Here is a 15055-nt window from a genome sequence, read left to right as displayed (position 1 = left end):
AACCCACGTAGTTTGTTTAAAGAGCCAAGGTGCTCATTTGTAAATATGGAGATATCAATGCGTAACTATATTAAACCTCTGATGATTGTTGCCGCGATGGCCTCGTCCTTTAGCGCGCTGGCGATTCAAAAAGATATTACCGTCAACGCCAGCGTTGACTCACAGTTGGATATGACTCAGGCCGACAACACGCCACTGCCGGCCAGCATCGACATGCAGTACCTGCCAGGTCGTGGGCTGGAAAGCTACCGCCTGAACACCAAGGTGTGGTCTAACTCCGCCACCAGCAATGTCAAAGTGCGCCTCGTTAGCGCAGCTAAGCTCACCAATATGGATGGCGACGAGACTGTACCGATGACGGTGATTCTGGGTGATAAAACACTGTCTACCACCGATGCCGAATTTACCGGAACTGAACTGTTCCCAGGCAGCATTGAAAACGGTTCAGCGGTACTGCCACTCACCATTTCTCAGACCACCAAAGGCATTCTGAAAACCGGTCAGTACAGCGGCGTTGTCAGCCTGATGCTGACGCAGGCGACGACCACGGAAGGCGGTGCGTAACACCACAGTACATAAGGGATAACGTCAGAGGGTGCCCACCCTCTGACGTCAGGATGATGTCGAGGCTTGGTCATGGCGTTTCACAGAAATACTCTCCTCTTAGTTGCTTTATTACCCGCATCCATCCAACTCGCCTGCGCCGAGATGGCCGTCCCGGCAGGTTTCGAAGATCTGGCGAAAACGCAGCGTCTGTGGATAGAGGTTAACCTCTATGGCGAATCGCTTGGCCTTTTTGAAACGGATATCACACTTGAATCGGTAAGTTTTGTCGCACCCGAAACCGTGGTCGCGGCTATCAAACGTCAGTTTAATGACGCTCCTGCCCTCGTTGCCACCGTGTCCGCAGCTCTCGCCGTTCCACTTGCCCGTAACGGCAACCTGGCGTGCAGCAGCAATGGCTCCGCAACGGGATGTGATTACATTGATACCCATCGTGCGGCCATTATCTATGATGAGAATAACGCGCGCATTAGTCTGTTTTTGGACAAGAAATTTCTGCCTAAACAGACCACAGAAAACCAGTGGTATCAGCCTACGCAGGGCACTGAGAATGCGTTGATCCATCAACAGAATATCAATTTTGTTGCCGACAGGGATTACCAGTCAGCCACCGTTCAGGGCAATGGCGCGCTGGCCATGACGCAGGACGGCTACTTTAATCTCGACTGGACCTGGCTGGGGCAGCGTTCAAGGCACCAGCAGCAACAAGAAATAACTGTCAACAATGCCTGGTTTCGCCAGGATATCTGGCGTCAGTATTATATTCAGTTAGGCGAGATGGATACCCGCGATCTGTTCAGTAATGCTGGTGGGAATATCAACCTCAGCCAACTGCCGCTGGGCAAAATTCGCGGCCTGCGCACAGGCTCGACAAGGGCATGGATCAATCCGGTTCAGCAGTCAAAGGGTACCCCCATCACCGTGCTGCTTTCCCATGATGCGCGTATTGACGCCCGCCGGGGCAATCAGCTGCTGGCCAGTTTTTATCTCAATGCCGGGGCTCAGACCCTGGACACGCGATCGTTCCCCGATGGGAGCTATACCGTGACGCTGTCCGTCTATGAAAATAACCGGCTGACACGTACCGAGCAGATACCGTTTACCCGCACCGGTATTACGCCGTTTGACCGCGTCGAGTGGTTCCTGCAGGCGGGCGAAACCGACAATAACAATCAAAACGATGAACGTAGCGCGGTCGCGCAGGCGGGTGTCCGCCTGCCTGTCACTCCAACGCTGGCACTCACCAGTGGCGCAGCGATAAAGAAAAACCAACGTTTTCTGGAAAATGCACTCGACTGGAGTCGTGGTTTCAATGCGGGTCCGATCGATGGCGTACTCTCGACCCGGTTTAGCTACCTTTACGGCAGCGAAGGACAACGCGGCAATATTCAGCAAATCAGCTATAACGACGGTTTTTCACTGAGCTTCTATCGCAACGCGTTATCAGCAGAAAACTGCAATACCCGAAGCGCGGGATATGACGCCGTAAATGGCTGTTACCGAAGCCTGTCGGTGATGTTCTCCGTCCCTGTCGGCACCTGGTACGCCAGCCTGGGATATTCGGATAACCGCAACGAAGGACGGTACGTTTCTCGTCGGGAACTCCCGGACAGTGACGATCGCCACGATGCAGGCTTGCCCTGGGAGTCGGTTTATATGACCCGCTCACGCACGCGGGCCTGGCAGGGTGGCTTGAGTACGGCTTTCAGCACGCGTGGTCTGAACATCAACAGCAGCATTAACCTTTTCATGCGTAACGATGACTCACGCGAAGGCAGGGATAAAGGCGGCTACCTGAGCGTGAGCCTGTCAATGGCGCATAACCGTCAGGGCAATGCGACAAGCTATACCTCTCTGGGCGCGACATGGCAGCACCAGCAGCATGAAAAAAACCAGCTGACCTATAACGTGGCGCACAACTGGTATGCCGACGCACGTGGTGAAAATGAGTATGGACTGAGCGCATCAGGTATTAACAGCGATTCACTCAATACCTCTGCCTACACGCGCCAGGGCGGACGATATGGCAACGGGAGCCTGACAGTCAGCGATGCCTGGGATCGTCAGGATGGGCGCCATACCCTGAGCAGCAGCGGCAATTACAACTCCACGCTTGCGCTGTCGCGCTCTGGTCTGTGGCTGGGCCGCTGGAGCGACGGACGTCCTGCTTCAGCCATCGCGGTTAACGTTGCCACACCGGAAGATTCCCAGGATCCGAGCATTGCCGTGTCGCTGGATAACGGCGGCAGTGCAGACATTCCAGGCAATAGCCGCGCCCTCTTCGCCGTGCCGGGCTATCAGCAGACTACGTTGACGATTAACGAATCGCTGGATGTCTCGCGGGGTGCCAGCAGTGAAATCACACAAGGTTCAGGCAGCAGAACGTTATTTATGGTGCCAGGCAAACTGCTCCGCCGGGACGTGCAAACCACGGCAAGCTACACCTGGCTCGGCCAGTTAACTGACGAGCAACATTCGCCGTTTATCGGCGGCGTGCCACTGAACGTTAACGGCTGGAGCGACCTTGGCAACGGCGGGTTTAGCGCTCAAAGCGACGCTCTGCTGCATAACCTCTACCTGGTGCGTCAGCAGCAGTTTTATCAGTGCGAGCTGAATGTAAAGACTATGCGCGACGTCGTGCGTTACGTCGGGTCGATCCCTTGCCGGGAATTAACCTTCTCTGCCCTGCCGGATACTGTCCAGCAACAGGCACAGCTGATGCTCGCCGGACGATCGGTACCAACGGGTCCAACTGCCATGAATGCAGACAACGTCACAAAAGGGAAATGATGTGAACAAGCACTTAATTATTTTACTTTTTTTAAGCCTGTGGGCGGGTCAGACTCAGGCAGCGGCCCCTGCCGGAAGAAACACCAGCGTCGATATCAGCTTCGATCGCATGGCCCCCCCCGCGCGCTTTGATATCTGGGTTCATGAACCGAGCGGCTATGATGTCGCCGATCCGCAAAAGTGGGGACGTAATACTCTGACGTGTCTGTCCCGTACCGACTCCACAGTTGGCGCCTGCATGACCGCCCCGGCCTGGTTCACGGCGAACCCGGGGACACCTTATGCCATCAATTTACGTTTTACGCATGCCCTTACCAGCAAAACGGTGGATCTTAAGGTCTATGGCGACCACTACATGTTTTTCAATAATAAAGTCTTTACCTATCCCAGTTTTATCACGGGAGGGACAGAGATTGTTGCAAACTGGACCAGAGAACCCTACTTCGATTTCTATATCGTGAAAAGCGAACTGGAAAAGCTCACTCTGCCGGGTATCTGGACCGCAACGCTGAGGCAGAACCTGCGTCAATGGGATAGTGGCAACTGCGGCGGGAACTTCGCTGACCCCAATACCGGATGTCCAGGCTATCGCGCCATTGCTAGCTGGCAGGCCACGATGCGCATTGAGGTTGTCGATCCGGGTAATCAGCAGATTTATCTGCCGGCATTTCCGCACTCAACGCCTATCGTTAACCTCAACCTGACCAACTTCCCGGGGCGGCCGGGTGGCAGTGAAATCCAGGGTGAAAACACGCTGGATATGTGCCTGTACGACGGCAAAAACAGTACCAGCACCCGCACTTATCTTCGGTTTGAGGACGACGGACTCCCCTCAACGGACCGTGCTGAAGAGGCATTTTCAATCCGGCGACGCGGCGGAAGTCAGACCGATGCGCGGGATCGTCTCGACTATCAGGTCTTCGTCACTAATCCCGTCACGGGCGCAACCGAAACCGTCGCCAACGGTAAAACCCTAGTCTGGCAAGGCACCAACGATCCGCAGCATCTGCGTCAGGTCGTCCTGCCCGGCGGACGTGAGAGCGTACTGTGCGTACCTGCCCCTATTGTTCTGAAAACCCCAGCGTTTGCAGCCAGCAGTAAAAACGCCGGGGATTACACCGGCACGCTACGCATCATCTACACACCCAGTACGTTATAAAGAGGCCGCCGTGAATTACGTCATTCTTGATAATAATCGTTTTTATGCCGAAGGGTTGCGCTACGCCCTTCTGCGCCGTAACGCTCACACTCAAGTTGAGAGCGGCGCGTTACAGTGGCACCGTTCGCTGTTGGCCTGCGACACCCTCGTTGTGCGTTGCCGCTTTTCCGTCGCGAGGACGCATCTGGCGCTGGTCGACATTCTGCTTCAACTGGAGGCCAGGCGCTGGGAGGGAACGGTTTATCTGGTGTGCAATGAAAAAGGCTGGGCACTGGCCACGCATTTACGAAAGCGTTTTGCCACGCTGACCTTACATATCATTGATGACAGAATTGCCGTCGTGGATGCGGCGTATCTGCTTGCTAAAGAGCCCCGTCGGGTACGCAGTCTGAATTGCTGCCTGACTGGCATGGAGTTCAATGTTCTCGACAGGCTGGTTAACGGTCAATCGGTAAAACATGTTGCGCATATGACGCAGATTAGCGAAAAACAGGTATCGACGTATAAATGCAACGCGCTGAAGAAGCTTAATGCCAACAATCTGCTACAGCTTCTTCTGTAGGTCGAGGTTTCTCACGCCGCCCCTTATTTGCTAAACTAAGGGCGGTTTTTACTTTATCGACAGAGCACTATGTTCATTTTTGCAGGCCATGAAATTGAGACCGATAGCGAAGGCTATCTGAAAGACACCACGCAATGGAGCGAGCCGCTGGCGGAGAAAATCGCCGAAAACGAAGGTATCGTTCTCTCCCCCGAACACTGGGAAGTGGTGCGTTTCGTTCGCGAGTTTTATCTGGAGTTTAATACCTCCCCCGCTATCCGCATGCTGGTAAAAGCGATGGCCAACAAGTTTGGCGAAGAAAAAGGCAACAGCCGTTATCTCTATCGCCTGTTTCCGAAAGGCCCAGCTAAGCAGGCAACTAAAATTGCCGGCCTGCCGAAACCGGTGAAATGTATTTAATAGCGGATACTAAATCCCTTTAGCTCGTCGCCAGGGCGGTGCGGTTCGCTGAGAACCCGATCAACCCTGGCGCTGCGCGGTCCCCCGGCTTTCAACCACTTCATCAGTTGTTCCACCCGCTCGCTTTCACCACAGGCGACAACTTCTACGCTGCCGTCATCCATATTCTTCGCATAGCCGGTCAACCCCAGCCGTTGCGCTTCATGCTGGGTGGTGTAGCGAAATCCCACCCCCTGAACCCGGCCATAGACCCAGGCGATGATGCAGACTTTCGACATTGCGGTTCTCCTTATCAACACAAATGAAAGAACAGGTACCGATGGACAGATGACCGGCAATCTCCTGATCTGTCCATAGATTAGCAGGGGATAACAGAATAAGTTGTCGCACCTGTTCAGTGAGATTAAACCGTCGCTCGATAAGCAGAGGCCCCGCCACACCATCATGCAGTAGCGCCAGACGCTGATGATTGACCTCATCATCTGTGCTACTCTACGCGCCATTTTATTTTAATGGTTTCAGGTTGGTACTTTCATCCAACCCGCGTCACTGTTTGTGAGAGGTTGCTCCGCATGACTGAATCTACAATTCCACATTATCCTCGTTTAGTGTTAGCCAAGGGGCGCGAAAAATCATTACTTCGCCGCCATCCATGGGTATTTTCCGGTGCTGTCGCACGTATGGAAGGTAAAGCCAACCTCGGTGAAACCGTTGATATTGTTGACCACCTGGGGAAATGGTTAGCGCGCGGTGCGTTCTCTCCGGCGTCGCAGATCCGTGCGCGCGTCTGGACCTTCGATAAGTCTGAATCCATCGACATTGATTTCTTTACCCGTCGTCTGCAGAAGGCGCAGACATGGCGTGACTGGCTGGCGAAAAAGGACGGTCTGGACAGCTACCGTCTGATCGCCGGAGAATCCGACGGCCTGCCGGGTGTCACTATTGACCGCTTCGGTAACTTCCTGGTATTGCAGTTGCTCAGCGCGGGGGCTGAATACCAACGCGCCGCGCTGATTAGTGCTCTGCAAATTGTTTTCCCGGACTGCGCTATTTATGACCGTAGCGATGTGGCCGTGCGTAAAAAAGAAGGTATGGCGCTGACCCAAGGGCCCGTCACGGGCGAACTGCCGCCTGCTCTGCTGCCTATCGAAGAGCACGGGATGAAGCTGCTGGTTGATATTCAGCACGGTCACAAAACCGGCTATTACCTCGATCAACGCGATAGCCGCCTGGCGACGCGTCGTTATGTGGAAAACCAGCGTGTCCTGAACTGTTTCTCCTATACCGGCGGCTTTGCGGTCTCAGCATTAATGGGCGGATGCCGTCAGGTGGTCAGCGTCGACACCTCTCAGGAAGCACTCGATATTGCCCGCCAGAACGTGGAACTGAACAAGCTGGATCTGAGTAAAGCCGAGTTCGTGCGAGATGATGTGTTCAAACTGCTGCGCGCCTATCGCGATCGCGGTGAGAAATTTGATGTCATCGTGATGGATCCGCCGAAATTTGTCGAAAACAAAAGCCAGTTGATGGGCGCCTGCCGCGGTTATAAGGACATCAATATGCTGGCTATTCAGTTGCTGAACCCAGGCGGCGTACTGCTGACATTTTCCTGCTCCGGGCTGATGACGACCGATTTATTTCAGAAAATCATCGCTGATGCCGCAATAGATGCTGGTCGTGATGTACAATTTATAGAGCAGTTCCGTCAGGCCGCCGATCATCCGGTGATCGCTACCTACCCGGAAGGGCTGTATCTGAAAGGGTTTGCCTGTCGCATCATGTAACTTGAAAAGTGGAATATTACCCTTACATAGAGGGTATCTATTCCCCGGGAGGTGACTATGATTGCCAGCAAATTCGGTATCGGCCAGCAGGTCCGCCATTCCCTGTTAGGTTACCTCGGAGTGGTCGTGGATATCGACCCGGAATATTCGCTTGATGAGCCGTCAGCCGATGAGTTGGCGGTTAACAGCGAACTTCGCGCCGCTCCCTGGTATCACGTGGTGATGGAAGACGATAATGGTCTGCCAGTGCATACGTATCTGGCCGAAGCGCAACTGAGTAGCGAGCTACAGGAAGAACATCCGGAGCAACCATCAATGGATGAACTGGCGCGCACAATCCGTAAACAGCTTCAGGCTCCGCGCCTGCGTAATTGATACTAACACAGGCCCGATGGCGCTTCGCTTATCGGGCCTGTGCGTTTCATCCGGCGACAGTCCAACTTTACTTCGCCAGTCCCAGTCGCGGGATCTCAATCGCCGGGCAACGATCCATCACCACCGTCAGCCCCGCATCACGCGCCAGCACGGCCGCCTGCTCGTTAATTACGCCAAGCTGCATCCATAGCGTCTTCGCGCCGATGGCGATAGCCTCCTGAGCGACGCCCCACGCCGCTTCAGAATTACGGAAGACATCGACCATATCCACTTTCTCTGGCACATCCGCCAGCGTTGCATAGCCCTGCTGCCCCAGTAGCATTTTTCCGGCAACCTTCGGTGAAACGGGAATAACGTGATAGCCCTGGTCGAGTAAATACTTCATCACGCGATAGCTTGGGCGATCGGGTTTATCGCTCGCGCCAACCAGTGCAATCGTACGGGTAGATGTCAAAATGCCAGCAATATCGGTCTCTTTCATCGTTTTCCTCCAGGCTGTTTAACAAAGTGTACGACAAACCTGACCCCGCAACCATTCATCCCATACTGGCGTATGAGAGCTAAACTCAAAAATATGTCTATATGTTAGTAAACGTGATTATCGAAAAATTTAGATACATGTTTGCAGCTATTTTCTGGACAGGAGAAACCTATGAAAGCCGGCATTGTGACAGCCTTAATTGCCCTGTGTTTGCCGGTAACCGTTTTTGCTACCTCATTACGCCTGTCTAATGATATTGACCTTTTGGTGCTGGACGGAAAAAAAGTTTCCAGCTCATTACTGCGTGGCGCCGACAGTATCGAGCTGGAAAATGGTCGCCACCAGCTCGTATTTCGCGTAGAAAAAACCATTCGCTTGTCCAGCCACGAAGAACGTCTGTATATTTCGCCTCCGCTGGTCATCAGCTTTGATACGCAACTCGTCAGCCAGGTTAATTTCCACCTCCCGCGTCTGAACAATGAGCGGGACACAGCGCATTTTGATGACGCTCCACGCGTGGAATTGCTGGATGGGGACTCCATGCCTATCCCCGTCAAGCTGGATATTTTGTCAATCACATCCACAGCGAAAATCGTGAATTATGAAATGGAAACTGAACGCTATAACAAAGCGGCTAAACATGCGTCATTACCGCAGTTTGCTACGATGATGGCCGATGACAGCTCGCTGCTTTCCGGGGTATCTGAACTGGATCGCGTGCCGCCTCAGTCGCAAACGCTGACCGAACAGCGCTTAAAATATTGGTACCAGCAGGCCGACGCGCAAACGCGAAGTAACTTTTTGCAATGGGCTCAGAAACAGCCTCCTTCATGACATTTATGTTCGCATACGCATTTTTTTTGTCTTTCCCTTGCAGCGTCAAGAGCTTCCAGTACTCTGTAACCAGGTTAACTTGGGAGCTGTACTATGGAATTAACAACTCGCACATTGCCAGCGCGTAAACATATTGCGCTGGTTGCACACGATCACTGTAAAAAGATGTTGATGAGCTGGGTGGAACGCCACCAGCCGTTGCTGGAAAAGCACGTTCTGTACGCCACAGGCACGACGGGAAACTTAATCCAACGCGCAACGGGAATGGACGTCAACGCCATGCTGAGCGGTCCGATGGGGGGCGACCAGCAGGTGGGCGCGCTGATTTCAGAAGGGAAAATTGATGTGCTGATTTTCTTCTGGGACCCGCTTAACGCCGTACCTCACGATCCTGATGTCAAAGCGCTACTGCGTCTGGCGACGGTATGGAACATTCCGGTTGCCACCAACGTGTCGACCGCCGATTTTATTATCCAGTCGCCAAACTTCAACGATGCAACGGACATCTTGATCCCAGATTACGCCCGCTATCTGGCAGAGCGCCTCAAATAAACGCCGGGCAGGCGGCAATTGCCGCCTGCTATTCAGGGTTTTCTTGCTACCGGAACATCCAGTTGTTTAAGCTCATCAACAAAGCACGACGGTGTTTCTTTATTAAACAGCAGCCATACCCGATGCCGTGCCCGCGTTAGCGCCACATACAGCAAGCGTCTCTCTTCAGCATCCGGGAAATCCTCCACAGCCGGAAGCAACGCCTCTTCCATAATCGACTCGCGGGCCGGGGCGGGAAAACCGTCATTCCCATCATGAAGCCCCACAACAATAACGTAATCTGCCTGCTGTCCTTTACTGGCATGGATAGTCATGAAATCCAGCTGTAGCTTAGGCCAACGGGTAGCTGCTTTCTCCAGATTGGCAGGTTTCAGATGATGGTATCGCGCCAGCACCAGAATTCTCTCTTCTGCCTTCACAAATCCCGACAGCTTATCCAGTAGCAGATCCAGCTGGCTTTCATCGAGCAACGTGACGGCTTTTTTATCGCCTGCCATCAGACTGTTGAGCGGTTTCGTAAGCTGATGAGGGTTTTGCTGGATAAACTGGTTTGCGACTTCACCAATGCGGCTATTAAAACGGTAAGTCGTATCCAGATTACAACGGTCGCCCTCACCGAAGTTTTGCTGGAATGCGGTGGTCAACGAAAGCTGTGCTCCGCTGAACCGGTAAATTGCCTGCCAGTCATCCCCTACGGCGAACAGCGTAGTCTGTGAGTTTTGCTTGCGCAGTGCGGCTAACAGGGCGGCACGCTGAGGAGAAATGTCCTGAAATTCGTCGACCAGAATGTGTTTCCACGGACTGATAAACCGGCCTTTTTCCAGAATGACAATGGCCTGATGAATCAACCCGGAAAAATCGACGGCATTCTCATCCTTCAGGGCGCCCTTCCAGGCCTTGAGCAGGGGAGACATCAGCTTAATGCGTTTACTGAACAGATCGCGAATCTCCTCCGGAGCATTGGCGATCATCTCCGCCTGCGCTCCGCCATGCATACGCATCAGGCTAACCCAACGATCCAGCCGGGAAGCCAGCCGGCGCTGTAATTTTTCGTCATCCCAGAAGTTACCTTCGGGTACAGACCACTGCATCTCTTCTTCTAACCATTGCCGCCAGCCTTTGGCTTGTGCTTTTTTCTCACTGCACTGCTGACGCCAGGTCGTGATAAAAAGTTTGCTACGCGCGGCAACATCATTTTCCAGCTTGCTAACCGTCGGGACTTTTTTGCTCCCCTGCGAAATAATGTGCAACGCCAGTGAATGAAACGTCCTCGCGGTGATCTCTTCCGTATGCAGACGTTCACGGATGCGATCGTCCATCTCCTGGGCCGCTTTGCGTCCAAACGCCAGCAGCAGGATTTGTTCGGCCGCCGCTTCCCCTCGCGCAAGTAGCCAGCCCGCACGGGCGACCAATACGGATGTTTTGCCGCTTCCGGCCCCCGCAAGAACCAGTAATGATTGTTCGCCGTTCACCACCGCCCGCGCCTGGGCCGGATTCAGCGGCGAGGACTCAATTTGCTGGAAAAAATCGGCATGTTCTTCCAGCATGGCATCGGTATACGCCTGGTTGTGCTGCAAGCGACAAGCTTCAATGTCCTTCAACCATGCCTGGCATTGACGTAACGCCTCACGGCAATTTTCAAATTCTTCCAGCCGGTTGATCGGGAGCGGCAATGCGGCAAAGGCGCGGCGGATCTGCTGCTGTAGCCCTGACGTCTGCTCGCGCGTCAGCCATTTATTCTCACTGGTGCGGGTGGCGATCGCCTCCAACTGCTGCTGTAAAACTCCCGCAGCGACGTCGCTCATTTCCTGACTCCACTGCTGCCAGAGCGAATTCAAATGGTGATGGAAGCGCTGGGTTTCAGCCCATTCAGTGCCGTGAAGACGAACCACCTTATCATCCGGGAGCACAAACTCCAGCTCACCCCATACCAGGCCGCGTTTACAATGAATAGCCAGTAACTGATTGAAGGGAATAAGATACTCGTGACGATCGCCGGAAACCTTAATCCCGGCATTGAGAATAACGGCCCGATCGTAAGGGTGTTGTGCCAGACGTTTTCCAAGAGAAGTTGCTTTCAGTTCCATAAGACTCAAGCGGATCCACACGAAGAGGTTTGCTTATCAGTGTAACCGCCAGAGAAAACGTGCTCCAGCCCAAAAAAACGTTACAATTGCCGAATTCACAGAAAACCAGAGTTAACCGAGGGTTTATGCGTACTGTTCTGAATATTTTAAATTTTGTGCTCGGGGGATTCGCCACCACCTTAGCCTGGTTACTGGCTACGCTGGTCAGTATTGTGCTGATTTTTACTCTCCCCCTGACCCGCTCATGCTGGGAAATTACCCGACTCTCACTGTTTCCCTACGGTAACGAAGCGATTCATGTCGATGAGCTTAATCCAGCGGGCAAAAACGTCCTGTTGAATACCGGAGGCACCGTGCTCAATATTTTCTGGCTGATTTTCTTCGGCTGGTGGTTGTGCCTGATGCACATTGTCTCCGGTATTGCCCAGTGCATTACGATTATTGGTATCCCGGTTGGCATTGCGAATTTCAAAATCGCGGCGATTGCACTGTGGCCGGTGGGTCGCCGGGTAGTGTCAGTTGAAGTTGCTCGCGCAGCGCGTGAAGCCAACGCGCGTCGTCGCTTCGAATAATCAGGACCGATGGCCTTTATGTTAAGTCCTCTGCTCAAACGCTATACCTGGAACAGCACCTGGCTGTACTACGTGCGGATTTTTATCGCGCTTTGCGGCACAACAGCGCTGCCCTGGTGGCTGGGTGACGTTAAGCTGACCATCCCGCTCACGCTGGGTATGGTCGCAGCCGCGCTTACTGACCTGGACGATCGTCTTGCAGGTCGCCTGCGCAATTTGATCATCACGCTGGTGTGCTTTTTCATTGCCTCGGCCTCGGTCGAACTGCTCTTCCCATGGCCATGGCTGTTTGCCCTTGGGTTAACGCTCTCCACCAGCGGCTTTATACTGTTGGGGGGATTAGGGCAGCGCTATGCAACCATCGCCTTTGGCGCGTTGCTGATCGCCATTTACACGATGCTCGGCACCTCGCTTTACGATCAGTGGTATCAGCAACCGATCCTGCTGCTCGCGGGCGCCATTTGGTACAACCTGTTAACCCTGACCGGACATCTTCTGTTCCCTATTCGCCCGTTGCAGGACAATCTGGCGCGTAGCTATGAACAGTTAGCGCACTATCTGGAACTGAAATCGCGTCTTTTTGATCCCGACATAGAAGATGAAAGCCAGGCGCCGCTGTATGATTTGGCTCTTGCGAATGGGCAACTGATGGCGACCCTAAACCAGACAAAGGTGTCACTGCTGACCCGCCTGCGCGGCGACCGCGGACAGCGAGGAACACGTCGCACGCTACATTACTATTTTGTAGCACAGGATATTCACGAACGCGCAAGCTCCTCGCATATTCAGTACCAAACGCTTCGCGACCATTTCCGCCACAGCGACGTGATGTTCCGCTTCCAGCGCCTGATGTCGATGCAGGGGCAAGCGTGTTCGCAACTGTCTCGCTGTATTTTATTACGCACGCCTTATCAGCACGATCCGCACTTTGAGCGCGTCTTCACCCATATTGATGCTGCACTTGAGCGCATGCGCGCGAGTGGTGAGCCTGCCGACCTGCTCAACACGTTAGGATTTTTGCTGTCAAACCTGCGGGCCATTGATGCCCAGTTGGCTACCATTGAATCCGAACAGGCTCAGGTACTTTCGCGCAATGAGTCTGAAAATCAGCTTGCCGATGACAGCCCGCATGGGTTCAGTGATATCTGGTTGCGTCTGAGCCGTAATTTCACGCCTGAGTCCGCCCTGTTTCGTCATGCTGTTCGCATGTCGCTGGTGCTCTGCGTCGGCTATGCCATTATCCAGATAACCGGAATGAACCACGGGTACTGGATCCTGTTGACCAGTCTGTTTGTCTGCCAGCCAAACTACAACGCCACCCGACATCGTCTGGCACTAAGGATTATCGGCACATTAGTCGGGATCGCCATTGGGTTACCGATCCTGTGGTTTGTACCTTCTCTCGAAGGGCAATTGATACTTCTGGTGATTACCGGCGTGTTGTTTTTTGCCTTTCGTAACGTCCAGTACGCGCATGCCACCATGTTTATCACGCTGCTGGTGCTGCTGTGCTTTAACCTGCTCGGTGAAGGTTTTGAAGTTGCACTTCCGCGCGTCATCGATACGTTGATCGGCTGTGCCATCGCCTGGGCTGCTGTCAGCTTTATCTGGCCAGACTGGCGTTTTCGGAATCTGCCGCGAGTGATTGAACGGGCCACTGACGCTAACTGTCGTTATCTTGATGCTATTCTCGAACAATATCATCAGGGGCGTGATAATCGTCTGGCATACCGTATCGCCCGCCGTGACGCGCACAATCGTGATGCGGAACTTGCTTCGGTGGTGTCGAACATGTCGAGTGAACCGGATGTCACGGCCCAAACACGCGAAACGGCGTTCCGATTGCTGTGTCTTAACCATACGTTTACCAGCTATATTTCCGCCCTCGGCGCACATCGCGAGCAGTTAACCAATCCTGACGTCCTGGCATTGCTGGATGATGCCGTCTGCTATGTAGATGATGCGCTTCACCATCAACCTGCGGATGAGCAGCGCGTATACCAGGCGCTGGAAGATCTGAAGCAGCGAATTCAGCATCTCGAGCCACGTCCGGACAGTAAAGAGCCGCTGGTCGTACAGCAAGTTGGGTTACTGATTGCCCTGCTCCCGGAGATTCGGCGATTACAGCAACAAATTGCCGTGCTGCCATCTAATACCCCGGTTCCGGCGTAAGAGAACTCACCCACTCCACCAGCTCCTGGCGACGCGTCGCCGGGAGCGCGGCTTCATGCACCCCGTCAACCGCTCCTTCAAGGGCATAGAGTATTTTTACCGTTAAGGCAGGGTTATTTTGCCGAAGTTTCAACCAGCACATCTGAGCTCCCAGCGATCGCAATGTCCCCTCATCCTTAATTCCTGCTTCATTTAGCAAGGTCTCCAAATGAAACGTCATATTCGGTAATTCCCGCAGGCGATGTTGTGCAAAGCGACTCTGTTTTTCCTTAACGGCTGCATCGAGTGAAAATTGTGATAGCGATACTAACTGCTGCTGGTTCTGCCACAGGGTATCGTTCACCTGGTAATAATTGAGTACAACCGGACGCCCGCGCTTGATAAATGTTAGCCAGACAGGAGAATTTTTTACACAGTACTGGGCGCTCTGCTCACAGGCGCGAAGATATAACTCACCGCTGGCAACCATGGCAAAGACCGTATCACCAACCGTCAGACTATAGCCGCCAAACAGTGAGCGGTAGTGAATTGTTCCCAGAGAAGCCAGATATTCTTGTGATTTATAGATTCTTGCATAAGACTTTTCTTTCATAAAAATCCTTTTAAATCATAACGTAAGCAAATAATTTGCAGTAGCAGATCCGTTAATGACGAAAATAGGCAACTTATGCGTATGGGGCAAGATGAATTTTATTTTTCCCGTGATGATGACTAAAAATTGCGA

General features: G+C 53.2%; 15 protein-coding genes and 1 pseudogene. 11 read left to right on the top strand and 5 right to left on the bottom strand.

From position 1 onward, the window contains the following. The first annotated feature begins 57 nt into the window (after positions 1 to 57). The 5 genes from WC7_RS17220 (at position 58) to tusE (ending at position 5474) form a co-directional block, all read left to right on the top strand. The gene (locus tag WC7_RS17220) at positions 58 to 564 is read left to right on the top strand and encodes a CS1 type fimbrial major subunit (RefSeq protein ID WP_016152497.1); all 507 of its coding nucleotides are present in this window, start codon (positions 58 to 60) and stop codon (positions 562 to 564) included. A 72-nt stretch (positions 565 to 636) separates the two neighbouring features. Beyond that, on the top strand, positions 637 to 3354 hold the full coding sequence (locus WC7_RS17225; RefSeq protein WP_016152496.1) for a TcfC E-set like domain-containing protein: 2718 nt from the start codon (positions 637 to 639) through the stop codon (positions 3352 to 3354). A gap of 1 nt (position 3355) precedes the next feature. Further along, positions 3356 to 4513, top strand: a complete 1158-nt coding sequence (locus WC7_RS17230) for a CfaE/CblD family pilus tip adhesin (protein WP_016152495.1) — start codon at positions 3356 to 3358, stop codon at positions 4511 to 4513. A 10-nt stretch (positions 4514 to 4523) separates the two neighbouring features. Next, a complete protein-coding gene (locus WC7_RS17235) occupies positions 4524 to 5075 on the top strand; it encodes a LuxR C-terminal-related transcriptional regulator (protein WP_016152494.1) in 552 nt (183 codons plus the stop codon). A 69-nt stretch (positions 5076 to 5144) separates the two neighbouring features. Next, positions 5145 to 5474: a sulfurtransferase TusE gene (gene tusE, locus WC7_RS17240; RefSeq protein WP_016152493.1), complete on the top strand. Its 330-nt coding sequence runs from the start codon at positions 5145 to 5147 to the stop codon at positions 5472 to 5474. Here tusE and yccX read toward each other — a convergent pair. Continuing rightward, positions 5471 to 5752: an acylphosphatase gene (yccX, locus tag WC7_RS17245; RefSeq protein ID WP_016152492.1), complete on the bottom strand. Its 282-nt coding sequence runs from the start codon at positions 5750 to 5752 to the stop codon at positions 5471 to 5473. The genes tusE and yccX overlap by 4 nt on opposite strands. A gap of 34 nt (positions 5753 to 5786) precedes the next feature. Next, a pseudogene (locus tag WC7_RS27080) lies at positions 5787 to 5933 on the bottom strand (AraC family transcriptional regulator); the annotation flags it as partial. Between the two features lie 113 nt (positions 5934 to 6046). Between WC7_RS27080 and rlmI the strand changes: the two are divergent. Beyond that, positions 6047 to 7258: a 23S rRNA (cytosine(1962)-C(5))-methyltransferase RlmI gene (gene rlmI / locus WC7_RS17250; RefSeq protein ID WP_016152491.1), complete on the top strand. Its 1212-nt coding sequence runs from the start codon at positions 6047 to 6049 to the stop codon at positions 7256 to 7258. A gap of 57 nt (positions 7259 to 7315) precedes the next feature. Further along, complete coding sequence (hspQ, locus tag WC7_RS17255) at positions 7316 to 7633, top strand: heat shock protein HspQ (protein WP_016152490.1); 318 nt, start codon at positions 7316 to 7318, stop codon at positions 7631 to 7633. 67 nt (positions 7634 to 7700) lie between these two features. Here the strand turns inward: hspQ and WC7_RS17260 are convergent, their stop codons facing one another. Then, a complete protein-coding gene (locus WC7_RS17260; RefSeq protein WP_016152489.1) occupies positions 7701 to 8114 on the bottom strand; it encodes a CoA-binding protein in 414 nt (137 codons plus the stop codon). Positions 8115 to 8285: 171 nt separating this feature from the next. On the opposite strand from WC7_RS17260, the gene WC7_RS17265 reads away from it, so the two are divergent. Continuing rightward, positions 8286 to 8948, top strand: coding sequence for a curli synthesis inhibitor (locus WC7_RS17265; protein WP_016152488.1), 663 nt, complete (start codon positions 8286 to 8288; stop codon positions 8946 to 8948). Positions 8949 to 9041: 93 nt separating this feature from the next. Further along, positions 9042 to 9500, top strand: a complete 459-nt coding sequence (gene mgsA, locus WC7_RS17270; protein WP_016152487.1) for a methylglyoxal synthase — start codon at positions 9042 to 9044, stop codon at positions 9498 to 9500. Between the two features lie 32 nt (positions 9501 to 9532). On the opposite strand, the gene helD is transcribed toward mgsA, so the two are convergent. Then, complete coding sequence (gene helD, locus WC7_RS17275; protein WP_016152486.1) at positions 9533 to 11587, bottom strand: DNA helicase IV; 2055 nt, start codon at positions 11585 to 11587, stop codon at positions 9533 to 9535. Positions 11588 to 11712: 125 nt separating this feature from the next. Between helD and WC7_RS17280 the strand changes: the two genes are divergently transcribed. Both WC7_RS17280 and yccS read left to right on the top strand, forming a co-directional pair. Beyond that, positions 11713 to 12159, top strand: coding sequence for a YccF domain-containing protein (locus tag WC7_RS17280; protein WP_016152485.1), 447 nt, complete (start codon positions 11713 to 11715; stop codon positions 12157 to 12159). Positions 12160 to 12177: 18 nt separating this feature from the next. Further along, positions 12178 to 14331 carry a YccS family putative transporter gene (gene yccS / locus WC7_RS17285; RefSeq protein WP_016152484.1) on the top strand — a complete coding sequence of 718 codons (2154 nt, stop codon included), beginning with the start codon at positions 12178 to 12180 and terminating at the stop codon, positions 14329 to 14331. On the opposite strand, the gene WC7_RS17290 is transcribed toward yccS, so the two are convergent. After that, positions 14309 to 14923 carry a TfoX/Sxy family DNA transformation protein gene (locus tag WC7_RS17290; protein ID WP_016152483.1) on the bottom strand — a complete coding sequence of 205 codons (615 nt, stop codon included), beginning with the start codon at positions 14921 to 14923 and terminating at the stop codon, positions 14309 to 14311. The genes yccS and WC7_RS17290 overlap by 23 nt on opposite strands. Between the last annotated feature and the right edge of the window lie 132 nt (positions 14924 to 15055).

This window comes from Citrobacter sp. KTE151 (genome assembly GCF_000398845.1).
Lineage (GTDB): Bacteria > Pseudomonadota > Gammaproteobacteria > Enterobacterales > Enterobacteriaceae > Citrobacter > Citrobacter braakii.
This window is presented reverse-complemented; position numbering and strand designations above follow the sequence as displayed.